Annotated in this window: 20 protein-coding genes and 1 pseudogene; 17 read left to right on the top strand and 4 right to left on the bottom strand. The window is 31.7% G+C overall.

Annotated elements, in window-relative coordinates:
* Nucleotides 1-82 precede the first annotated feature (82 nt).
* The 17 genes and pseudogenes from neuC to OQH62_RS07265 all read left to right on the top strand — a co-directional run bounded on the left by neuC (nt 83) and on the right by OQH62_RS07265 (nt 16,946).
* Nucleotides 83-1,198 (top strand): UDP-N-acetylglucosamine 2-epimerase, encoded by a 1,116-nt coding sequence (gene neuC / locus OQH62_RS07185; RefSeq protein WP_266015753.1) that lies wholly within the window; start codon nt 83-85, stop codon nt 1,196-1,198.
* Entirely contained in the window at nt 1,198-2,259 is a 1,062-nt protein-coding gene (locus tag OQH62_RS08725; protein WP_323053706.1) for a CatB-related O-acetyltransferase, read from the top strand. Before neuC ends, OQH62_RS08725 begins: the two co-directional genes overlap by 1 nt.
* Nucleotides 2,260-2,292: 33 nt before the next feature.
* Nucleotides 2,293-3,291 carry a hypothetical protein gene (locus tag OQH62_RS07195; protein ID WP_266015755.1) on the top strand — a complete coding sequence of 333 codons (999 nt, stop codon included), beginning with the start codon at nt 2,293-2,295 and terminating at the stop codon, nt 3,289-3,291.
* 2 nt (nt 3,292-3,293) lie between these two features.
* A complete protein-coding gene (locus OQH62_RS07200) occupies nt 3,294-3,587 on the top strand; it encodes a hypothetical protein (RefSeq protein ID WP_266015757.1) in 294 nt (97 codons plus the stop codon).
* The gene (locus OQH62_RS07205; protein ID WP_266015759.1) at nt 3,580-4,311 is read left to right on the top strand and encodes an SDR family NAD(P)-dependent oxidoreductase; all 732 of its coding nucleotides are present in this window, start codon (nt 3,580-3,582) and stop codon (nt 4,309-4,311) included. The genes OQH62_RS07200 and OQH62_RS07205 overlap by 8 nt, the downstream gene beginning before the upstream one ends.
* A complete protein-coding gene (locus OQH62_RS07210; protein WP_266015761.1) occupies nt 4,304-5,665 on the top strand; it encodes an ANL family adenylate-forming protein in 1,362 nt (453 codons plus the stop codon). The genes OQH62_RS07205 and OQH62_RS07210 overlap by 8 nt, the downstream gene beginning before the upstream one ends.
* Nucleotides 5,662-6,597, top strand: coding sequence for a polysaccharide deacetylase family protein (locus tag OQH62_RS07215; protein WP_266015763.1), 936 nt, complete (start codon nt 5,662-5,664; stop codon nt 6,595-6,597). Before OQH62_RS07210 ends, OQH62_RS07215 begins: the two co-directional genes overlap by 4 nt.
* 9 nt (nt 6,598-6,606) lie before the next feature.
* Nucleotides 6,607-7,620 carry a class I SAM-dependent methyltransferase gene (locus OQH62_RS07220; protein ID WP_266015765.1) on the top strand — a complete coding sequence of 338 codons (1,014 nt, stop codon included), beginning with the start codon at nt 6,607-6,609 and terminating at the stop codon, nt 7,618-7,620.
* Between the two features lie 9 nt (nt 7,621-7,629).
* The gene (locus OQH62_RS07225; protein ID WP_266015767.1) at nt 7,630-8,289 is read left to right on the top strand and encodes a TylF/MycF/NovP-related O-methyltransferase; all 660 of its coding nucleotides are present in this window, start codon (nt 7,630-7,632) and stop codon (nt 8,287-8,289) included.
* A 13-nt stretch (nt 8,290-8,302) separates the two neighbouring features.
* Nucleotides 8,303-9,841, top strand: coding sequence for a hypothetical protein (locus tag OQH62_RS07230; protein ID WP_266015769.1), 1,539 nt, complete (start codon nt 8,303-8,305; stop codon nt 9,839-9,841).
* 94 nt (nt 9,842-9,935) lie between these two features.
* Nucleotides 9,936-10,607, top strand: coding sequence for a cytidylyltransferase domain-containing protein (locus tag OQH62_RS07235; RefSeq protein ID WP_266015771.1), 672 nt, complete (start codon nt 9,936-9,938; stop codon nt 10,605-10,607).
* 91 nt (nt 10,608-10,698) lie between these two features.
* Nucleotides 10,699-11,781, top strand: a pseudogene (locus OQH62_RS07240) (capsular polysaccharide biosynthesis protein); the annotation flags it as partial.
* Between the two features lie 33 nt (nt 11,782-11,814).
* A complete protein-coding gene (locus OQH62_RS07245) occupies nt 11,815-12,993 on the top strand; it encodes a capsule biosynthesis protein (RefSeq protein WP_266015774.1) in 1,179 nt (392 codons plus the stop codon).
* A gap of 66 nt (nt 12,994-13,059) precedes the next feature.
* Entirely contained in the window at nt 13,060-14,160 is a 1,101-nt protein-coding gene (locus tag OQH62_RS07250; protein WP_266015776.1) for a DUF829 domain-containing protein, read from the top strand.
* Entirely contained in the window at nt 14,157-15,512 is a 1,356-nt protein-coding gene (locus OQH62_RS07255) for a cytochrome P450 (RefSeq protein ID WP_266015777.1), read from the top strand. The genes OQH62_RS07250 and OQH62_RS07255 overlap by 4 nt, the downstream gene beginning before the upstream one ends.
* 2 nt (nt 15,513-15,514) lie before the next feature.
* Nucleotides 15,515-15,931 (top strand): hypothetical protein, encoded by a 417-nt coding sequence (locus OQH62_RS07260; RefSeq protein ID WP_266015779.1) that lies wholly within the window; start codon nt 15,515-15,517, stop codon nt 15,929-15,931.
* 31 nt (nt 15,932-15,962) lie between these two features.
* Nucleotides 15,963-16,946, top strand: coding sequence for an MnmA/TRMU family protein (locus OQH62_RS07265; RefSeq protein WP_266015781.1), 984 nt, complete (start codon nt 15,963-15,965; stop codon nt 16,944-16,946).
* A 27-nt stretch (nt 16,947-16,973) separates the two neighbouring features.
* Here the strand turns inward: OQH62_RS07265 and ybeY are convergent, their stop codons facing one another.
* The 4 genes from ybeY to OQH62_RS07285 form a co-directional block, all read right to left on the bottom strand.
* Complete coding sequence (gene ybeY / locus OQH62_RS07270; RefSeq protein WP_266015800.1) at nt 16,974-17,378, bottom strand: rRNA maturation RNase YbeY; 405 nt, start codon at nt 17,376-17,378, stop codon at nt 16,974-16,976.
* On the bottom strand, nt 17,378-17,992 hold the full coding sequence (recO, locus tag OQH62_RS07275; RefSeq protein ID WP_266015801.1) for a recombination protein RecO: 615 nt from the start codon (nt 17,990-17,992) through the stop codon (nt 17,378-17,380). Before recO ends, ybeY begins: the two co-directional genes overlap by 1 nt.
* A gap of 94 nt (nt 17,993-18,086) precedes the next feature.
* On the bottom strand, nt 18,087-20,804 hold the full coding sequence (locus OQH62_RS07280; protein ID WP_266015802.1) for a CDP-glycerol glycerophosphotransferase family protein: 2,718 nt from the start codon (nt 20,802-20,804) through the stop codon (nt 18,087-18,089).
* The gene (locus OQH62_RS07285; RefSeq protein ID WP_266015803.1) at nt 20,805-21,785 is read right to left on the bottom strand and encodes a galactosyltransferase-related protein; all 981 of its coding nucleotides are present in this window, start codon (nt 21,783-21,785) and stop codon (nt 20,805-20,807) included.
* Nucleotides 21,786-21,787 lie beyond the last annotated feature (2 nt).

A 21,787-nucleotide genomic window follows, 5' to 3' on the forward strand; every position in this document is an offset into this window, starting at 1 on the left:
TGAGGGAGTTTGAAAGCATTTTAGGCAAAAAAGCAACAAGAGATATAGAGTCTAACAGGCAGCTTGTTTATGAGGACTTTGAGTGAAAAGAATCGTGTTTGTAACAGGAACAAGGGCTGATTTTTCTAAGATCAAATCTTTAATGCTTAAAGTTGAAGAGTCAAAGGAATTCGAGCTTTTTGTTTTTGTAACCGGAATGCATATGAGCAAGAATTTTGGCTACACTGCACTTGAAATTAAAAAGAGTGGTTTTAAAAATATCTTTGAATACATCAATCACGATAAATACTATTCAATGGATAAAGCCCTCTCATCAACTATAGATGGTTTTTCAAAATTTGTCGCTGAAACAGAACCTGACTTAATAGTTGTACATGGTGATAGGATAGAACCTTTAGCAGCAGCTTGTGTTGGGAGTTTAAATAATATCTTAGTAGCTCATATAGAAGGCGGGGAGCTTTCAGGCACTATTGATGATAGCTTAAGGCACGCCATTTCAAAACTTTCGCATATTCATCTCGTCAATGATGAAAAAGCTAAAAGAAGACTGATGCAGCTTGGAGAAGATGAAAAGTCGATTTTTATCATAGGTTCTCCTGACCTTGAAATACTTTTTTCAAATATCGTTTCTTTAGAACAAGCAAAGCAATATTATGGCATTGAATTTGACAAATATTCCATAGTGATGTTTCATCCGGTAACAACTGAATTCACTTCTATGAAAGAACAAAGTGAAAATTTGGTTAAGGCTTTAAAACAGAGCGGAAGAAATTTCATCATTATTTATCCAAATAATGACTTGGGTTTTGAATTTATATTAAAAAGTTATGAGAGTTTAAAGACTCTGAAGAATTTTAAATTTTTTCCCTCTTTAAGGTTTGAATATTTTATCACTCTTTTAAAAAATGCAGAATGTATTTTGGGTAATTCATCTTGTATTTTAAAAGAGGCTTTGTATCTTAAAGTTCCTTCGATTTTGATTGGCTCAAGACAAAATGGTAGAGAAGGTGTCAATAAAGTGATACAAGTTAAACCAAAAAGTCATACAATACTTCAAGCTCTCAATTCAATTCACAAAACCTACCTTGAGCAAGAAAAACACATACCAATTCTTAATAGTTCAGAAAAATTTTTTTCTCATTTACAAAAAGGCACTTTTTTTACAATTTCTAGGCAAAAGATTTTTAAGGACAGGTAATGAAAATTTGCGAAAATATGCTTGGTTGCACAATAAAACATTTAGAACTTGTTGTTAATTCTCATATCATAGAGCTTTTTACAATGAAAAAAATTCAATGCCCTTTAAAAGAGGGTATGAGTATTAAAATACCTTTTAGCGGTTTCATAGAAAGTTATAGTCGAATCACTAGTACCGTGCTCCATACTATAGGTGCATATTCTTATAATCACGCTGCTTTTAACCGACCTGATATTGTAATGGGAAGGTACTGCTCTGTTTCTAATGTTCGTTTTATGAGGGATTCTCATCCTATGCATTTAATCTCCTCTTCACCCTTGATTTATGAAGAGGGCATACTCAAACAAGCGAGGACAACCCATATCGCTAATGATGTATGGATAGCTGATAATGTGCTTATTAAATCAGGTGTGAGTTTAGGGAATGGTTGTGTTGTAGGAGCAAATGCTGTTGTTACTAAAGATGTTCCAGCTTATGCTATTGTTGTTGGTAATCCTGCTAAAATCATAAAATACCGCTTTGATGAAGAAGTAAGAGCAAGACTCTTGCAGATGAAGTGGTGGCAGTACAATCTTTTAGAATTTAAAAAAATTTCTTGGAAACTTCCTATTAATGCTTATCTTGATGAGCTTGAAAAACTCATTGAAAAGAGAGAAATTCAAGCAATGAATCCAGAAAAAATATCTTTTGAAGAGCTTCAAGAAAGGGCTTTGAAAAAAGGAAGTAGCGTGAGCAATGCTTTCTTGTATGGAGCACCCTTAAGAGTGCAATCACATCTGTCTTATAAACTTGGCAAAGCGATGATAGAACATTCTAAGAGTGCTGTGGGTATATTGAAACTCCCTTTTATTCTTTTATCTGTGCACAAACAGCATAAAAAAGAAAGCATTTGTAAGAATTCAAAACTTCCTTCCCTTAACCTGTATCGCGATTATGAAGAAGCTTTGAAAATACAAAATTATCTTTCTTATAAACTTGGAGCAGCACTCATTGCTGCAAAGAAAAGAGGATTCTTTATGGGGGGGGGGGATTGTGAAATTTCTTTTTTACGATGTGCCTAAGTTGAAAAAAGAATTCAAAAAAGGTAAAAAGAAATGAGTTATAGTATTAGAATTTGTAAAGAAAACGAGTATGCAAAATTGCTTGAATTTATAAAGCACCATTGGAATGAAAATCATATTTTTGTTCAATCAAAAAAAATGCTTGATTTTCAACATTTAGATACAAAAAGGAAAACATATAATTTTATAGTCGCTCATAATCAAAACACAGGACAATTTGATGCTCTTTTGGGTTTTATTCCTTTGAACTTTTATGATGAAACTTTAGAGAATAATGATTTTTGGCTTGCCCTGTGGAAGGTGAAAGAAGAATGCAAAAAAGAAGGTATAGGATTGAAACTTCTTTTGTATTTTCACCAGAATTTTCAACCAAATTCTGTTGGGGCCATAGGAATTAGCGCGGCGGCTAAGAAGTTGTACAAGGCTTTTAAATGGCATACAGGTACTTTGGAACATTTTTACATTAAAAACCAAACAATGACAACTTTTACATTAGCTCATTTGATTCAAAATCCAGTTTTTTTGACAGATGATACTTTAGAATTTAAAAATGTCTCCTTAGAGAATATACAGAATATATTTTCATTATACACTCCTAAGAAGAGTGTGAATTTTTTTCTTAATCGTTATGTAAAACACCCTTTTTATAAGTATCAGATTTGTGGGATTTTTCGTCGTAAAAAACTTCTTAGTCTTTTCGTATTTAGAAAAATAGAAGTCAATGGGGATTGTTGTCTTAGGATAGTTGATTGGCTTGGGGATTTTGTTGCAAAGTGTTGGGGTCATTTTTTGAATTTGCTTTTAGAATACAATGCTCAATACATCGATTTTCTTTGTTATACAAACGCAAAGGAATTGGTTATGCAAATGGGCTTTGTTTTAAAAAATGAAAATGAAATAGTGCCAAATTATTTCGAACCTTTGTTAAAAGAAAACAAAGAGCTCGAATTTGCTTACAAAAGCAAAGAAATGCCATATATGATTTTTAAAGGCGATAGCGACCAAGACAGACCAAATTTAATTAAGGAGTAAAAATGCAAAAACAAATTGAAAAACTTATTTTTGAAGCTTTGAAAAATGTAGGCGATGAACTTGAAAACGAAAATTTAAAAAATCCAAACTTAGAAACTAAAATTTATGGAACTGGAGGGGAATTGGATTCTTTATCTCTTGTGAGTTTTATCGCTGATTTAGAACAAATGTTAAGTTCTTTAGGTATTGATATTGTTTTAGCTGATGAGAGGACAATGAGTGCAAGAAACTCACCTTTTAAAGATGTAGCAACCCTTACTCAATACATTCTCAATAGAGGTCAGGAAAATGGGTAAAATCATTGTTATAACAGGCACGAGAAAAGGTATTGGCAAGTATCTGAGCGAGTATTATTTGCAACAAGGTAACATAGTGTGCGGTTGTTCGCGCTCATCTGCAAGCATACAAAATGGAAATTATCGTCATTTTGAACTTGATGTGAGTGATGAGATGGCAGTTGTGAATATGATTAGAGCTGTTAAAAAAGAATTTAATACCATAGATATTTTACTCAATAATGCAGGAATAGCTTCAATGAATCATATCTTAACCACTTCGTATAAAACGGCGCAAAATATCTTTAATACAAATGTTTTTGGAAGTTTTTTATTTTTGCGAGAAGTAGCTAAGGTAATGATATTGCAGTCTAAAAAAATGCAAGATGTGCAAGAGTGTATGCCTTTTAGAATAGTGAATTTTTCTTCAGTTGCAACTCCACTAAGATTGGAAGGTGAAGCTATTTATGCTGCTTCTAAAGCTGCTTTGGTTTATTTTACTCAAATATGTGCTAAAGAATTGAGTGAATTTGGTATTAGTGTCAATGCTGTTGGTCCAACACCTATACGTACTGATTTAATCAAAAATGTTCCACAAGAAAAAATGCAAACTCTTTTACAAAAACAAGCGATTAAACGTTTTGGAACTTTTGATGATGTGTTGAATGTAATTGAATTCTTTTTAAATAAAAGAAGTAATTTTATCACAGGTGAAGTGATTTATTTGGGAGGAGTAAATGGCTAGATTCTCTCATCCTTTTTTATTAAAGCTTGAAGGTTTTGACCCAAATGCACTCTGTTTAATTAAGCAAGAACAAAGATTCACTTATGCCGAACTTTTAAGTGCTGTTGATGAGGCTTTACAAACTATACAAATTTTAGAGAGCGGTAGTGTTGTGGCTGTGTATGGGGATTATGACTTAAGTACTATAGCTATGATTCTTGCTCTTGCAGAAAAAAAACATATTGCTGTTGTTTTATTTGCAGCAGATGATAAAAGTTGTAGTCTTATTGTATCCTCTTATATTAAAGAAGGGCAAGTGGAATATGTCTATTTTCAAAAAAAGCTTTATGCGCTTGAAAAAATCAAGGAAAAACATTCCTTTATTGTAAAATTGCGAACGCAAAATCACAGCGGTCTTGTACTCTTTTCAAGTGCAAGCACAGGAAAACCTAAAGCTATAGTACATAATCTTGATACACTTTTGCAAAGCTATCTTGATAAGAAGAGCAAAAAACTTCATATTTTGCTTTTTTTGATGTTTGATCATATAGGTGGTATAAACACGCTTTTTAATACCTTAAGTATGTGTTCTTGCGGAGTTGTTTTGAAAAACCGAAAAGATATTCAAGAGTTGGCTTTTTGCATACAAGAATATAAAATCTCTTTACTTCCAGCTAGTCCAAGTTTGCTGAATCTTTTGTTACTTTCTAATGTAAAAGAATGCTTTAATCTTGATTCTTTGCGTATTATTACTTATGGTACAGAAAGAATGCCTCAAACTCTTTTGGACAGACTTAAAAGTTACTTTCCTAAAGTGAAATTTCATCAAACATTTGGGACGAGTGAAATTGGAATAGCTCAAACGAAAAGCAAAGATAATGCAATTAAAATAGAAGGAATGGAGTATAAAATCGTTAATGATGAACTTTTTATTAAATCTCCAATTCAAGCTTTAGGATATCTCAATGCTGATAATTGTGTTTTTGATGAAGAAGGTTATTTTGCCACAGGTGATTTAGTACAAAGTTTTAATGAAAATGGGCAAGAATATTTGACAATTATAGGTAGGAGTAAAGAGCTTATCAATGTTGGAGGTGAAAAGGTTGTACCCGGTGAGATTGAAGAAGTGATTTTACAAATGCCTGAAGTTCTTGATTGTTTAGTTTATGGCGAAGCAAATGCTATTACAGGGCAAAGTGTTAGTGTTGATCTTGTGCTTGATTCTCAAAGTGAGCTTTGTAATTTAGAACTTAAAAAACGTGTAAGAGCTTTTTGCAAAAACAAACTTGCTGCTTTTAAAATTCCAAGTAAAGTGCAAGTGGTAAAAACTCTTAATATAAGCGAACGGTTTAAGAAAATAAGGAAAAGCAGATGAAAACTCTTATGTATCATTATGTACGTAAATCGCAGAAAAAATTTCCATTTTTTCGTTATTTGGAAGTGGAAAATTTTTGCAAACAGCTTGAGTATTTTCAAAAAGAATTCGGTTTTGTAAGTTTTGATGATTTTATGGAACTTTGTGAAAATGTAAAATATTTTGAAAAAATACGAGGTAAGGTCCTACTGACTTTTGATGATGGATTTAAAGATCACTATGATTTTGTTTTACCTGAGCTTTTGAAAAGAGGACTCTTTGCTTGTTTTTTTGTTTCAACTGGAGTGTATGAAAGGCATAAAGCTTTAGATGTACACAGAATTCATCATTTGTTAGGCTTGACAGGGGGGGGGGAATTAATGCCTCAAGTATATAAAATACTTGATAAAAGTATGTTAGAATCACAGGAAATAGACAAATTTACAGGGAAAATTTATACACAACAAGATAATGATACTTCTACCTTAGAATTTAAAAAGCTTTTTAATTATTTTATTAAATATGAATTTAGAGAGTACCTTTTAGATGAACTTGTAAAAGTGTTTTCAAGTGATGAAGAAATTTTTAATGGATTGTATATGAATGAAGAAGAGCTTTGTACCTTAGTAGATGAAGGTATGATTGTAGGATCTCATTCTAAATCGCATTTTGTTTTTTCAAAACTTGGTGAAAAGGAGCAAAGTTTGGAAATTAAAGATTCATTTGATTTCTTGGAAAAGCTTTTAGGAAGATTGAAGGTGAAAATCTTTTGTTATCCTTATGGAGGTTTTCATACTTTCACTGCTTTTACAGAGCGGTTTTTGAGTGAATTTGGCGTTACCTTTTCTTTTAATGTACAAAGCAAAGATACAAGTTTGCTTGATTTGCAAAACAGACCACAAGCCTTGCCAAGATACGATTGTAATGAATTTGCCTTTGGAAAATCAAATTAAGGAGAAAAAATGATTGAAAGATTTGGTAAAAGTTTTGATAATAAAGCTGTTTTAAGGACTTCATCTTGGATAAAGACTCAAAGTAAAGAGGCAAGAAAAAAAGCCTTGCAATTTTCAAAAGAAGAAAGAAAAGAGCTTCGAGCTTGTCCTATGTGTGAGAGTACAGAATTAAGCGAATTTGTTGTAGTGTATGATTTTCTTTATTGTCAGTGTCAAAATTGTGAGAATCTTTTTTTGAAAAATCCTTTAAAAGATACAGCAAAGCTTTATACTAATGATGGCAAGAAAAGTTCTTATGAAATGTACTTAAGTGATGAAATCTTTGAAAGAAGACTCAAACTTATAGCCCAACCTAAAGTGCAATTTATTAGCGATGTAGCAAAAAAATACACACAAGATAAACAATGGCTTGATATTGGAAGTGGGGGTGGAGAAAATCTTTTTGCAGCAAAAAAATTAGGTTTTAGAGTATCAGGTTTTGAATCAGATAGTAAAGCAGTCGCTTTTGCAAATAGAAAGCTTGGACGAGATGTTGTAAGAGAAGGATTTTTAGATAGTACAAATTGTGATAAAGCTCTTTTACATTCCATTAAAAATGCTAATGTAATAAGTTTTTTTAATGTTTTAGAGCATTTAGATAATCCCAAAGAAACCTTAAGTTTTTTAGGAAAAACAATGCGAAAGAAAAGCCTTCTTGCCATAGAAGTACCAAGACACCCTTCTTTAGCCTCTTATGCAAATTTCTTAGCACCAAATCGAGTGTATAGGCATTTGATTCCACCTTTTCATTTGAACATTTTTAGCGAGAAAGCCTTAGAACTTGCCTCTAGGGGGGGGGGATTGAGCTGTGTAGCTAAATGGACTTATGGACAAGGTTTTATGGATATGATACACGCTTTTAAAGAGTATGAAAAAAACGGGGCAATGTATGAAAAAATTTCCTTACTTTCAAATAGCATTCAAGCTCTTATCGATGAAAATGGTTTGGCAGATTTTTTACTCATTGTTTTACAAAAAAAGTAAAGGATAGAAATGAAACTTAACAGCTTTGATACAGAAAAAGCCTTTGAGTATGAAAATGGCTTTTTTATTACAGCAGATGAGAGGAGATTTGCAAAAATACTTGCACATTACAAGCTTTATGAGCAAATCATACACTTACCGGGTGCGCTTGTAGAATGCGGAGTATTTAAAGGCAATTCATTTTTTGAATTGGCGCATTTTAGAAGCATACTTGAAAACGAACATTCAAGAAAACTTATAGGTTTTGATATGTTTGGAGCCTTTCCTCAAACTTCTTTTGAAGATGATAAAGAAAAAAGACAAGCTTTTATCGATGAAGCCGGAGAAGCTATCGCTAAAGCAGAGCTTGAAAAAGCAATGGAGTATAAAAATATCAGAAATTATGAGCTTATACAAGGTGATATTACTGAAACTGCGCCACAATATTGCAAAAATAATCCTTGGCTTAAAATCGCTTTATTGCATATTGATACTGATGTGTATGAACCAGCAGTAAGCATACTTGAAAATATGTATGAAAGAGTCGTAGGGGGGGGGGTAGTGATTTTTGATGATTATGGTATTTTTGCTGGTGAAACTAAGGCTGTTGATGATTTTATAAAAGATAAAAAAATCAAACTTCAAAAATTTCCTTTTTTGCACAAGCCTAGTTTTTTTATAAAAGAATAATAAAGGATGAAAAATGCCAAAAAAGAAAGTTGTTTTGCTTGGTGCAAGCAACAGTTTGATCAAAAATGGTCTTTGCAGTGGTTTGAGGGAGAATGATGAGTTTGACATAATCAATCTTGCATTAGGTGCTAGTTCTTGTACCCAAAATCTCTATGAAGCAGTGCGCAACAGAAGGATTTTAGAAGAGGCTGAACTTATCATTACTGAATCGAATGTAGTGGATATTAATCTTTCAGGCGATGCTAGTATGAATTTTACTTTAGAGTTATTTTATAGAAATGTAAATTGGCTCTATGCTTATCTTTATTTTTTGAACAAGAAAATTCTCTGTTTGATTTTGCCTCGCTTTGCAACAAACTATAAAATCATCAACAATATACATAGAAAATTGGCTCTAAAATATGGTTTTAATGTGATAGATTTACATAAATACTACGAAGAGAATAATTTACAAGAATTCCATCACAGGATGGATTCTGTACATCCTCAAGCAGGGATAATGCGTGAGCTTGGAAAGAGTATCATCAACAATTTTGCTTTGTATAAAGAACCTTTAGATTTGGATATAAAAAATGACAATCCTGTTTTTAGCATTGTAACTCCACAGGATATGAAACTTGAAAAAGGAAGTCTTGAATGTATAGAAAGAAAAAATTCCTTCTTTAACGAAACTGCTTTCAGGCTGACAAAAGAGACAAGATTAGGTTTTCCATATTGGTGTAAAGGATATTATTTGATAGCAGCACACACTTGGAATGCGAGTGATGAAAAAGGAGAATTTGGTTTGGAGCTTTCGAGAAAAACGATGTCTCAAATTGGCATCTACAATACAACAATGCGTTGTATTCATCAGGTAAATTCTTTAAATACCTTTTTTGAAATACAAAACAATTCTTTTCTCCTTGATGAAGAGAGTTTTCTTAGCGGGTATGAAAATGATGAAACAATGAAAATATATCCTACTTGGACGCATAAAGAAGCAAAAGCAACGATAGAATATTGTGATTGTATTGCTTTTTTTCTAGCTAAAGACGGCGGCAATTTTTATAATGAAAAGATCGATTTTAAAGATTTAGAAGATGAAAATGTACAAATAGAGCAGGGATATGATTTTTATGATATTATTCCTTCTATTCGAGTGTATAAAGAACTCATTGATGAATACTGTGCCCTTTTTATTCCGCGTCATACACACCATTTACGTCATAGCATTGCACTTCTTCAAAATGAACTTTCTTTGTTAAAACCAAAGGCTTCACAAAGAATTCAATCATACCTTTGCTATAAGTTAGGATTTGCAATGGTACATAATTCAAAAGGTATTTTAAACCGACTTAAACTTCCTTTTTTGTTAATGGCAATTGCTTTAGAACATAAAGCAAAACAACAAAGATATAAAGAAAGCATTGCAAAAAATCCTGCTTTAAAACTTCCTGCTTTAGAAACATTGCCTGATTATAAAGAAGCCTTAGAAATAAAAGAGCATTTAAGCTATAAATTAGGCAAAACTTTTCTTCAAAGATATAAAAACAAATGGGGGGGGGAATTGTGAAATTCCTTGTGTGTGATGTAGCCAGATTGCAAAGAGAACACAGGCAAAAAATTCAAAAAAATGCCTCTGATTAAAAACATTAAAAAGGAAGCCAATGAATTTAGCACTTATCCCAGCACGTGCAGGAAGTAAAGGAATTAAAAATAAAAATCTTTGTCTTTTAGGACAAAAGCCTTTGTTGTATTACACTCTTTATGCTGCTAAGAATGCAAAATGTATAGATACTATTGTTTTAAGCAGTGATGGAGAAGAAATCTTAGAATATGGGAAATCACAAGGGGTGCAATGTTTAAAAAGACCTAAAGAATTAGCCTTAGATGATACAACAAGCGATAAAGTCGTACTTCACGCTTTAGAGTTGTATAAAGAGTATGAAAATATATTTTTACTCCAGCCAACCTCACCTTTTAGAACAGCTTTTCATATTGATGAAGCTTTTGCAAAATTCAAAAGTCAAAATGCAAATGCACTCATTAGTGTTACACAATACGATAATACAATACTCAAAGCTTTTATGCTTGATGATAAAGGGAATTTAAAAGGAATTTGTAATAATACTTTTGCATTTTCACCGCGTCAAAAACTCCCACCTGTTTTTATGGGCAATGGGGCTATTTATATCATAAAAAGCTCACTCTTTTCTCAAAATCCTACTTTTTTACCTGAAAAAACAACATTCTTTTTAATGGATGAATACAGCGGTTTTGATATTGATACACCGCAGGATCTTCTTCAAGCACAAGCTCTTTTTACTCAAAAGAATTAAAAATTTCAAATGCATTTTTTCTTGCATACAAGTGACAGAAAAAAGTTATAATTGAAAGATTGAAAAACAAAGGATAGCTGTGCAAGAAGAGAGTCGATTTTTCTTTTTAGGTTTTCGTCTTTGGAAAAGGCATTTTATAAAGCCTTTTTTTCAAAGCCATAATACAAAACTTATTTTTATTAATTCATTGCAAGATTTCAAACATTTTACATTCAAGCCAAGCGATTCTTTTTTTATTTGGGGTATGAAAATACAAAAGGCAGAGCTTTTAGCTGCTTTGAAAATGTATAATCAATCAGACTTTCATCCTCAAATTTTTTTTGTTGAAGATGGATTTATACGATCTGTAGCTTTAGGTTCTGATCTTACGCGTCCCTTGTCTTTAGTGGTTGATAGTAAAGCACTCTATATAGACCCCTCACAACAGAGTGATTTAGAATGTATTTTACAAGAGAGTTATTTTGATGAACAGCTTTTAGCACGAGCAAAACAACTTATAACAGAGCTTACAATGGCTAAAATCTCTAAATATAATGGCTTAAAACATCAAAAGATACATTTTAAAGCCAAATCGGGACAAAAGATTATTCTTATCCCAGCTCAAGTTGAAGATGATGCTTCGATGATTTTAGGTGGTTTTGGACTTTCTACCTTAGAATTTATCCGTATAGTAAGACTTGAAAATCCAAATTCTTATCTTGTTTTTAAGCCCCATCCTGATGTCTTAAGCGGCAATCGTAAAGGACTTAAAGATGAAAAAAGCATTCTTGCATTTTGTGATGAGATTATTAAAGATGTAAGTATTGACAGTGCGATTAATGCAAGTGATGAAATCCATACTATAACCTCAACAGCCGGTTTTGATGCGCTGTTGCGAGGCAAAAAAGTATATACCTATGGTTTGCCTTTTTATGCTGGTTGGCAACTCACGATAGATAAACATCATACTCACAGACGCAAGAGAAAATTAAGCCTTGAAGAGCTTGTAGCTGGAGTGTTGATTGTCTATCCGCTTTATCTTAATCCAAAAAATAAAAATTTATGTGAAATTGAAGTTTGTTTAGCTATAATAAAGCAAATCCAACAAGATTATTTTTCAAAATTTTGGGTGAAATTCATCAGCGATAGTAGAAATTTTCTTGTAAGAAAAATTCGAAGGATTTTTAAAAAATAACAAAAAATTAATTAGGGTTTTCAAAGTTTCGTTATGGACTTAAATACAAAAATACAAATGGAATTTAGTAATAAAAATGTCGTACTCTTACAAGGACCAGTTGGAAATTTTTTTTCACGTCTGTTAAAAAAACTTCAGAAAATTGGGGCAAAGGTTTTAAAGATTAATTTTAACGGGGGAGATTTTTTTTTCTATCCTCAAGGGATTGTTTATAGAGGTTCTAAGCAGGATTTAGCACAATTTTACCGAGAATTTTTCTCTCAAAAAAACACACAGGCTGTTATTATGTATAACGACTGCCGTTTTATACATAGTACTGCTATTGCGGTAGCAAAGGATTTGGATATTGACATTTGGATTTTTGAAGAAGGATATTTACGTCCTTATTGTATCACTTTTGAACAAGATGGAGTGAATGCGAATTCAAAAATTCCTCGAGACAAGAATTTTTATCTCACCAAAAGCTTTAAAGAAGAAGTGCAAATTCAAGAAGTTCGAGGCAGTTTTAAATATATGGGCTTTTCTGCTTTTTTGTATTGGTTTTTTGCTTTTTTATTTGCTCCTTTTTTTAACAACGAGCTTCATCATCGTTCTTTAAATCCTTTTGAATTTCTTATTTGGTTGAAATCTTTGTTCTTAAAAATTGTGTATAAAATTACAGAAAAAAAGCTCAATAGAAAAATTTACACTCTTGAAAAAAAATATTTTTTAGCTATTTTACAAGTGTATAATGACACGCAAATTTTATACCATTATAAAAAAAGCATAGAAGAATTTATCAAAGAAACGATACTTTCTTTTGCCAATCACGCCAGTGCAAAATCATATCTTGTCTTTAAGCACCATCCTATGGACAGAGGGTATAAAAATTATAAAGCTTTTATTAAGACTTTAAGTGAAAAATACAATGTAGAAGGTCGTATTTTATATATTCACGATTCATATTTACCAACTCTACTTCGCAATGCTTTAGGCTGTATTAGCATTAATTCCACAGTAGGATTGTCAGCGATTTTGGAGGGCTGTCCTACTAAAATTTGTGGCGAGGCTTTTTATAATTTTGAAGGTTTAACGTATCCTAAGAAATTGCATTTTTTCTGGCGTGAGGCTCACGCGTATAAACCTGATCCCATTCTTGTATCAAATTTTAAAAAATACCTTTTACAAAACAATCAAATCAATGGCAATTTTTATAAAAATACTTTTTTATAAAAATAAATGAAACATCAATGTTTTATTACAATGAATTGGTTATAATGCTTATAAAAAGAATATATGATGAAAAGAGCAGTCTTTTACTTAGCAGGATATGATCCTAAAAGTTATAGATTTTATTATGATTTATTTAAAAAGAATTTGCACTCTTATTCAAAACGATTTTATTTTGAAGCCAAATTAAGCAAGGTGTATAAAAAACAAGATTTTATTTCTTGGGATATTGAAAGTGCTAATGCTCAAACAACCTACACTTTTTTAGCGTGGAATGATATAGTTAAAAAAACTTGGTCGTATAGTTTTATTGATGCTTTAAAAGACTGTTATAGTTTTTTTCGCATTTATATCATTACAGGACTTTCTTTCAAATTTGCTAAAGAATCACCTTACCAACTTATAACAGGGTACTATCCTTTTTTCTACATCCTTTTTTCTTTGCTTATTTCTCTAGGCTTTGCTTGTATTTTTGTCTTTATATTGCAGAGCTATTTTCCTTTGTATTTTTGTATTTTTTTCGGTTTTTTTATGGCTTTTGTAGCTCTAAAATTCTTTTTTCGATTTGGAAAAAAACTTGCTGTTTTTTGGATAGCACGTATTTGTAGCTTTTGTGGAAATTGGCGGAAAAATAAAAAGGGTGAAATTGAACAGAGAATTAATGTTTTTGCAAAAACAATTTTGAATGCTTTGGATACAAATGATGAGCTTATTCTTATCGCCCATAGTGTTGGAACTATACTTTGTATAGAACTTTTAGAAAGAATTTTACAAGAAAATTCGCATATAGTAAAAAAACTTAAAATTTTAACACTTGGAGAATGTATTCCTCTTACAAGCTACCAAAAAAAAGAACAAGAATTTAGGATGAAACTTGAATTTATTTCACAATTTAATTTAAAATGGTATGATTACACCTCAATAATTGATGGGGCGTGTTTTCCACAGGTGGATTTTTTTCGTACAAGCGGAGTTGAGCCAAAATTTACCCCTGTATTTTACTCCGCAAAATTTCACACTTTATATGAAAAAGAGCGGTATAAAAAAATCAAAAATGATAAAAACAAAGCCCATTTCTTATATCTTTTTAGTCCCGAAATTCAAGGTGAATATGACTTTTTTCGTTTTGTTTTAGAGGAAAAATTTTTAGAGGAAAAGATTACAAAATGAGTGGATGCCCCTTTTACCCAAAACCTTACAAAAATAAAGCTTCTACACTTCTAACTTTCTTACTGAAAAGACGTTCTTGGCTTGATGGACTGTATGAGCGAAGTTATAAAATGCAAACAGGCTATGTCAAAATGCCTAATTTTGACCTTTATGTTATTAATGATACCAAAGAAGTCAGAAGAATGATGGTTGATGAGGTGAGAGAATTTCCAAAAAGTGCTTTATTGCACGAGCTTTTAAGTCCTCTTCTTGGAGAGAGTATCTTTACGACAAATGGAGAACTTTGGAAAAAGCAAAGAGAGCTTTTGAAACCAAGTTTTGAATACACTCGTATCAGTAAAGTTTTTTCCCTTATGAATGAGGCAGTAACCGATATGATGAAAAATTTAGAGAGCTATGCTGATGATGAATTTGTGGAAGTGAATGAGATTATGACCTTTGTAACGGCTGATGTTATTTTTCGTACTATTATGTCGGCAAAACTTGATGAAAAAAAGGGCAAGGAAATTCTTAATGCTTTTACAGTTTTTCAAGAGCAGACGACACGTACGGCTATGAGGACAATGTTTCGTTTTCCCAAATGGCTTTCTTTTTTTTTGGGTGAAAGAAAGAGAATTAAAGCTGGAGAGACGATAAGACAGGCTTTAAGTGCTATTATTAAACCACGTTATGAAGCAGTATGTGGTGCTGAATTTAGAGACATTTTAGATTCTTTACTTGTAGTTGTAGATTCACAAACAAATGAAAGATTTTCTTTCGAAGAAATTTTAGATCAGGTTGCTATGCTTTTTTTAGCAGGACACGAAACAACAGCAAGTTCGCTTACTTGGACACTGTATCTGCTTAGTTTGTACCCTTATGAGCAAGAGAGGGCTTATAAAGAGATACAAGAATTTATAGGAGAAAGAGAGATACAAATTGGCGATTTGAAACAATTCAAACATCTTGTGAATATATTTAAAGAATCTTTAAGATTGTATCCTCCTGTTGGTTTTTTTGCACGTGAAGCAAAGAAAGATACACAAGTAAGAGACAAATACATTAAAAAAGGTTCAGGTGTGGTTATTGCACCTTGGCTTATCCACAGACACGAAAATTTTTGGAAAGATCCTCATAGTTTTAATCCTTCACGTTTTGAAAATGAATATAAAAAAGATGCCTATTTGCCTTTTGGTATGGGAGAGAGAATTTGCATAGGGCAAGGTTTTGCAATGCAAGAATCCATTTTAATACTTGCGAGTATTTTAAGAGTGTATAAGCTTTCACTGAAAGATGGTTTTGTGCCTGATATTGTAGGTCGTCTCACTATACGTTCAGCTAATGGAATGCAAATTAAATTCAGCAAAAGGTAAAGATGAAGAGAGTAAAGGTAAAATTGCGTGCTAATTTAAGACGTAGAAAGAGGAATTTCAAAAGTGATTTAAAAGAAAAACTTGCAGGAACAATTTTACTCTGTGTCATAGTGCCTTTAGCTGTTTTAGGATATGTTTTTATAGTTATTGTTGGAATTTTTATCCAAACAAAACGAGCAAGACAAGGAGTGCGCGCACTCGATCATTTTGTGAATGCAAGTTTATTTAATGGTTATGCTTGGGAAAGTGTTTCTTCTCACGCTTGGAGAGAGAGAAATCGTAAAAAGTGGGCAAAAATTGTAATAAAAATAACAGATTTTTTTCAAAAAGATCACTGCAAAAGAGCAAATAAGAGAGAACAACCTGTTGTTGATTTCATACTTTCAAGAAATTTAGACAAGCAGACCATAGGAAAATGAGTAAAAATCACAGTTTAATGAAAGGAAAAATATGAAAGCATTAGCTCTTTTTAGTGGTGGGCTTGATAGTATGCTTGCTATGAAACTCATTACAAATCAAGGTATAAAAGTTAAGGCACTTAATATCAATATAGGTTTTGGTGCTACTACGGATAAAAGCGAGATTATGTCTAAGAGAGCAGCTATGGTTGGGGCTGAATTTGAAATGATAGATGTACGCAATTCCTATCTGCAAAAAGTACTTTTTAACCCGCAGTATGGCTATGGTAAGCATTTTAATCCTTGCATAGACTGCCACGCCTTTATGTTTAAAACAGCACTTTCTTTGCTTGAAAGTGAAAAGGCAGATTTTATCATCACAGGGGAAGTTTTAGGGCAAAGACCTATGAGTCAAAGATCTGATGCTATGGCTAAAGTCAAAAAACTTGCTTTAGATGAAGAAGATCTAATACTAAGACCTATGTGTGCAAAAAATTTACCTCTTACAAAGCCTGAACGTGAGGGTTGGGTAGATAGAGAAAAACTTGAAGGCATAAGCGGCAGGAGTCGCAAGAGACAACTTGAACTTGCCGCAAGTTTTGGACTTGAGGATTTTGAAAGTCCGGGTGGTGGCTGTTTGCTTACCTTAGAAAGTTTTGCAAAAAAGATACGTGATTTTGTTGAATTTGATTCAAATATGCAAGTGAATGACGCTCAATTATTAAAATATGGACGTCATTTAAGACTTCCTAATGGCGCAAAGATGATTATAGGTCGCAATGAGCTTGAAAATGAGCTTTTAAGGCGACTTAAAACTCCAAAATATGAAGAAATCAACCTTTTTGGTCTTATTGGAGCGTATTCTTTGGTTGATAGTTCTATTGGTGATGAGGATTTGCAACTTGCTCTTAAAATAGCTTTAACTTACACAAAAAATGAAACAGGAAAGAGTTATAAACTTGGTTTTAAAGAAGCTACATTTCAAACTGTTGCTTTTGAAGATAAAAATCAAGTACTGCCATTTTTTATCACTTAATTTTTAAAACTTGAAAAAAATGTTTTGTTATATTTCATTCCTAATTATTAAACTTTTTGGAAGTTGAAAAAATTCAATACATTCTTTTTCTTTTTTTCTCATCTGTCCTTTGTCATTTTCGTGATCATAGCCTAGTAAATGAAGCATAGCGTGGATAAAAAGCAAAGCTAACTCATCTTCAAAGCTGTGTCCAAATTCACAAGCTTTTTTTTTGGCTAAATCCGTGTTGATAACGATTGAACCTAAAGGAAGAGTATCGCTAATATTTTGAAGTGGAAAAGAGAGTACATCGGTGCTTTGATTAATGTTTCTTTGTTTAAAATTAAGAGCTTTCATCTGCTCATCATTGACAAAGACAAGTTCAACATCTTTAAGACTAAGTTTTTGAGCTATTGGTTCTAAAAAGCCACATTCATCTTCACAAAGTATCATTATAACCCTTCTTTAACAAGCATATACATTTTTTCTATCTCTTCATCATTAAAAATAGCACAATTTTTACTCTCATAAAAATTTTCAAGCTTTATTCTATTCAATTCTAATCCGAAAACACAAGGTTTATGAGAAGGCAAAAAAGCTCGTACAAGCGTAATATCTCCTTTAATTTTTTCATCACAAAGAAAACAAGAAAATTCTTTATGCAATCTTCCTTCAAATTCCAAAATTTGAAGATAAGAATCAAGAATAACTCGTTTAGGATTTTGTTTTTCAAATCTTTTTGCGCTTTCATTGACAAGTTCGAAATAAAATTCATCAATTTCACCGAGTTCTTTTAAATGTGCATACAAAAGACGGATAAATTCTTGCCATAAAAACATCTTTTCCCTGTGTAAAATCCATTGAAAACCCAAGTGCAATACATCTTTTAAACGCGGTAAAAAACGAGGATTGTCTTCAAGTGCAAAGTCTATCTTATAGCCGCTTAGTATAGTAGAATGTCTTAAGCCATAAAAACGGTACGTTCTAATAATGCTTGTTTTACTTAAAATACAAACAAGCAAGTCCTCATCTTTGACTTTTTGTGTATGGAGTATAAAACCTTGCATACTTTGCCTTAAAAAATTTTACATATTATATCTTTTTTCTAATATAAACTCACAAGTCTAAATTGTATCATAGTAGTTAATATACTATGAAAAATTATTCAAGTTTGAGAATCTCTTCATAGATTCGCTCACAATTTTTGCCATCTTTGAATTCAAAAGTACTTTGGATATTTGAGATATAAGGCTCATCTATTTTACAATCATTTGCTAAGATTTTTTCTAATGTATCTAGCAGTTCTTTTTCATTAACACAAACAGGACCAAAACCATCTCTACGGTAGTTAAAATAACCTTTTGCAAGGGTGTGTTTTTTCCAAAAATCTTTTTCATCAAATTGATAATACAGCACCCCTTTTCCTAAATATCCCATTTCAAAAGCGACTGATGAGTAATCAGTTATCATTAAGGCAGATTCTGCAAAAAGCTTTTGAAGACTTGTTTCACTTGAATGAATTAAAATCCAATTTGGAAGTGAGAAAGAATGAAGATAAGGCAGAATTTCAGGGTGGGGATGAAAAAGAATTTCATAATGAAATTGCTTACACAGCTGGGCTAGTCTCTCGCTTATCAAAAGGCTTTGATAGGTTTTAAAGTACTCACTTTGTGTGAAATCTGTATTGATTTTTCTTTGATTAAATCGTTGCATTTTCCCTGCTAGTTTTTCCCTCCAAGTTGGCATTATAAGAATTTGTTTTTTTGGAGAATATGTTTTGGCTTGATGTAAAAGATTATCGTGCCTTGCAAAACCTGTGAGTTTAATTTCTTTGCTACTAAATTTATAGCTGTTGTAATTATCTTGTATCGAATGAAATTCATTTTTTGTAGCAGTGATGAAAAGGTCTATTTTTCGTTTATTAAGCCATTTGCTGAGATTGTTTTTTGTTACACCGTGTTGTAAAAAGATAAAGTCTTTTGCCCTCAAAGTATCACCACCAAAGGCATTAAACAAATAGCTATCAATATGTGAAGATATGATTTTATCCGCTTTATGGAGGAGGTATTTAAATTTCAAAGTTGTCGGGTCGATGAGTTGAAAACCTTCTTTTTGAAGTCTTGAATAATCAGGACTTGTTTTTTTTAAGATAAAAAATTTTTGTTGTTTTGCTTGTATTTGCATTAGGTAGCGGTAGAGGTGCTCTGCATTATCATCAGCTTTGAAAGCTTTGTCACTAAAGAGCCAAATGGGTAGGTTTTTCTTTCTTTCTTTCTTTAAAGAAAACATTTTTTGGTGAATGATGTTTAAATTTTTGAGAGTTTTTTCATTGAAAATGATTTGTAGCTTTTGGTTGTTTAAAATTATATCAAGTTCAGAAGAATGTTTTTCTATTTGTATCCAAAACAAAGTTTCATAACAAAAATCTCTGTTGAAAAGTTCAATTTTTCTGATCTTTTCATAGAGAATTTCTTTTGTTTTACCATCTATTTTTAGCTCTCTTTGGAATTCTTTTTGAGTGTGAAAATACGAAATTTGAATTTGATCTTTTTTTGTGTCAAAGGCATTAATGAAAGCCTTTGTCGGAGTTTGCTGTATGCCTTTAAAACGATTTAAAATACCCATTTTATAAAAATCATCAAAATGGGTAAAATAAAAATTTTCAATATTTTTTTCTTCAATTTCAGAAAAAATCTTTTCCCAAAGCACAACTGTTCTTTGATCCTCACAAGAATACTGATTGAGAGTATCTTTTATCACCCAAAATAGATCATAAATAATGGTATTTTGAATAAAATTTGGAATACAAGCAAATTTTCTTTTACTCTTTTTGAGAAGATCAAGATAGCCTATTTCTAAAACCTGCTTAAAATTGTTTTCGTTTTTTGTATCAAGAGTGGAGCTTTTATCAATTCTTTTGCGGTAGTAAAGTTTAGAATCTTGCAAAAAAGCGGATTTTGAATGTATATTTTCAAGCAAAAATTCGTTGATGAATTTTGCATCTTCAAAATTTGGTTTTAAATCTTCATCAAAATACAAATTATGAGGAAGTTTTGAGAAATTAATAAAAACACTCATTGCCGCAAGTTGGATAAAACTTTCTAAATTAGAATTGGTGAGTACAGTTTCTTTTTCTTGGAATTTAAAATTTAAAGGGTGTTCATCTTTATAGAGTCCTTTTGGGAATTTTTTAGAAAGTTCATAATAAAAGATGATGTTTGTGCTAATCATCCCTAAATCATTATGAAGGTTTTGTTTGGTATTGAAGTCTTTTTCTTTAGTGTACCGCGTGTGTTTGTTGTAGCTATGTAAAAACCTTTCTACTTTGTATAAACATTCTCTGTCTAAGAAATCATCAGGGTCTGTAAAACCTAACCATAATTTTTGCAAATTTTTCTTTGTATCTTTTGAATCGGTGCAAAGCGCATAATGTTTAAATTTTTCTTGTAATTTTTTTAGTTCTTCTTTGCTTAAAGCAGTATTGTTACAGTTTGTATCATAAAGAATACCTTTTAAAAGCTTTAATCCCAAATTCCTAGCACTTGCTTGCCCCCCATTTGTTTTGTATATATAGCTGATGTTGTCAGGAAATTTTTTTTGGTATCTTTTAATAATAGAGCTTGAATTGTCTGTACTGCCATCATCTATGCAAATAAGATGTATATTGTTTTTAAAATCAAGTCTTTGGTGGATAAAGCTTTCGAAGTAATCCTTGAGGTATTTTTCTACATTATATACCGGTGAAATAATTATAAAATAATAGTTTGATTTGTATTTTTTAGGTTTGATTTGGCTGTAGAGTTTTTGAAGGTAGATCTTAGAAATACCATTGATGAGAGTTTTTAGAAAGTTCTTATTGTGCGCAGAAAGCCTTAGCATTTATAATCTTCTTAAAAAAAGCAAAAAGCTCTCAACACTGAAAATTTTTGGTTTATAACTATCAAAAAGCACAGCGTATTTGCTAATTGGAATTTGGTGTTTTTCGCAGAGTTGTTCATAGAGTTGGAGTAAAGAATCGCCTTTTGAAATGTTTGTTGTATCGAGTTGAATTTTTTCTTGCAAGAGTTGTGAGTTTTTTGCATATTGTCTAAAATATCCTCTTAGTCTATTTCTTCCGTGATAAAGGTGGAAAGCGACTTTTTTTTCGAAAAAATATGGCAGACAAAGGACACTAAGATATTTTCTAAAGCCTTCGCAAAGTAAAGGAGCTTTATAAAATTGGTTAATCATTAAATCTTGACTCGGTAGGATAGCTTTATGAAAAAGAGCAAGTTTTATCATAAATTCAAAGTCCTCGCCACCTCTTCCTATAAAATCCTCATCAAAGCCACCAATTGTAAAATAATCTTTCCTCTTCATAAAAATAGCTCCACCGCTTGGTGAAGCAAGACTAAGAAATAAATCTTTTCTAAAGTCTATAAATTTATCAAACATTTGCTCTCTGCTTTGTTTAAAAACATACCGAGAGCCTTTTTGGCTAAGATAGATACAAGGCAGAATAATAAAAGGCTTCTTGTGGCTTTTGAGTTCGGCTATACAGAGATCGCTTAAAGCTTCATCATAGAGATAATCTACATCAACAAGATAAATGTATTCGCAAGTGCATTGTTCAACTGCTCTGTTTCGAAGTAAGGCTTGAGAGATTAGTCGTGTATAAAATTTTCCTGATGCAAGTTTGACATTGGGTTTTTTTTGAATTATTTTTTTGAGATAGTAGTCAAAGATACTCCCTCTGTCGTTATGTCCAAAGACTATTTCTACTTTATCACTTGATCTTTTGAGTATACTTTTGACTTTTTTTAAAATATCAATGGGTCTTAAGTCTAAATCTATGGGGATTATAACACTGTATTGCATCATTT

This window comes from Campylobacter sp. MIT 21-1684, assembly GCF_026241315.1.
Taxonomy (GTDB): Bacteria; Campylobacterota; Campylobacteria; order Campylobacterales; family Campylobacteraceae; genus Campylobacter_D.

Excerpts from the sequence above, each read along its gene's own strand:
- OQH62_RS08725 (WP_323053706.1), top strand. The coding sequence starts at position 1,198 with ATGAAAATTTGCGAAAATATGCTTGGTTGCACAATAAAACATTTAGAA.
- OQH62_RS07195 (WP_266015755.1), top strand. The coding sequence starts at position 2,293 with ATGAGTTATAGTATTAGAATTTGTAAAGAAAACGAGTATGCAAAATTG.
- OQH62_RS07200 (WP_266015757.1), top strand. The coding sequence starts at position 3,294 with ATGCAAAAACAAATTGAAAAACTTATTTTTGAAGCTTTGAAAAATGTA.
- OQH62_RS07205 (WP_266015759.1), top strand. The coding sequence starts at position 3,580 with ATGGGTAAAATCATTGTTATAACAGGCACGAGAAAAGGTATTGGCAAG.
- OQH62_RS07210 (WP_266015761.1), top strand. The coding sequence starts at position 4,304 with ATGGCTAGATTCTCTCATCCTTTTTTATTAAAGCTTGAAGGTTTTGAC.
- OQH62_RS07215 (WP_266015763.1), top strand. The coding sequence starts at position 5,662 with ATGAAAACTCTTATGTATCATTATGTACGTAAATCGCAGAAAAAATTT.
- OQH62_RS07220 (WP_266015765.1), top strand. The coding sequence starts at position 6,607 with ATGATTGAAAGATTTGGTAAAAGTTTTGATAATAAAGCTGTTTTAAGG.
- OQH62_RS07225 (WP_266015767.1), top strand. The coding sequence starts at position 7,630 with ATGAAACTTAACAGCTTTGATACAGAAAAAGCCTTTGAGTATGAAAAT.
- OQH62_RS07230 (WP_266015769.1), top strand. The coding sequence starts at position 8,303 with ATGCCAAAAAAGAAAGTTGTTTTGCTTGGTGCAAGCAACAGTTTGATC.
- OQH62_RS07235 (WP_266015771.1), top strand. The coding sequence starts at position 9,936 with ATGAATTTAGCACTTATCCCAGCACGTGCAGGAAGTAAAGGAATTAAA.
- OQH62_RS07245 (WP_266015774.1), top strand. The coding sequence starts at position 11,815 with ATGGACTTAAATACAAAAATACAAATGGAATTTAGTAATAAAAATGTC.
- OQH62_RS07250 (WP_266015776.1), top strand. The coding sequence starts at position 13,060 with ATGAAAAGAGCAGTCTTTTACTTAGCAGGATATGATCCTAAAAGTTAT.
- OQH62_RS07255 (WP_266015777.1), top strand. The coding sequence starts at position 14,157 with ATGAGTGGATGCCCCTTTTACCCAAAACCTTACAAAAATAAAGCTTCT.
- OQH62_RS07260 (WP_266015779.1), top strand. The coding sequence starts at position 15,515 with ATGAAGAGAGTAAAGGTAAAATTGCGTGCTAATTTAAGACGTAGAAAG.
- OQH62_RS07265 (WP_266015781.1), top strand. The coding sequence starts at position 15,963 with ATGAAAGCATTAGCTCTTTTTAGTGGTGGGCTTGATAGTATGCTTGCT.
- ybeY (WP_266015800.1), bottom strand. The coding sequence starts at position 17,378 with ATGATACTTTGTGAAGATGAATGTGGCTTTTTAGAACCAATAGCTCAA.
- recO (WP_266015801.1), bottom strand. The coding sequence starts at position 17,992 with ATGCAAGGTTTTATACTCCATACACAAAAAGTCAAAGATGAGGACTTG.
- OQH62_RS07280 (WP_266015802.1), bottom strand. The coding sequence starts at position 20,804 with ATGCTAAGGCTTTCTGCGCACAATAAGAACTTTCTAAAAACTCTCATC.
- OQH62_RS07285 (WP_266015803.1), bottom strand. The coding sequence starts at position 21,785 with ATGATGCAATACAGTGTTATAATCCCCATAGATTTAGACTTAAGACCC.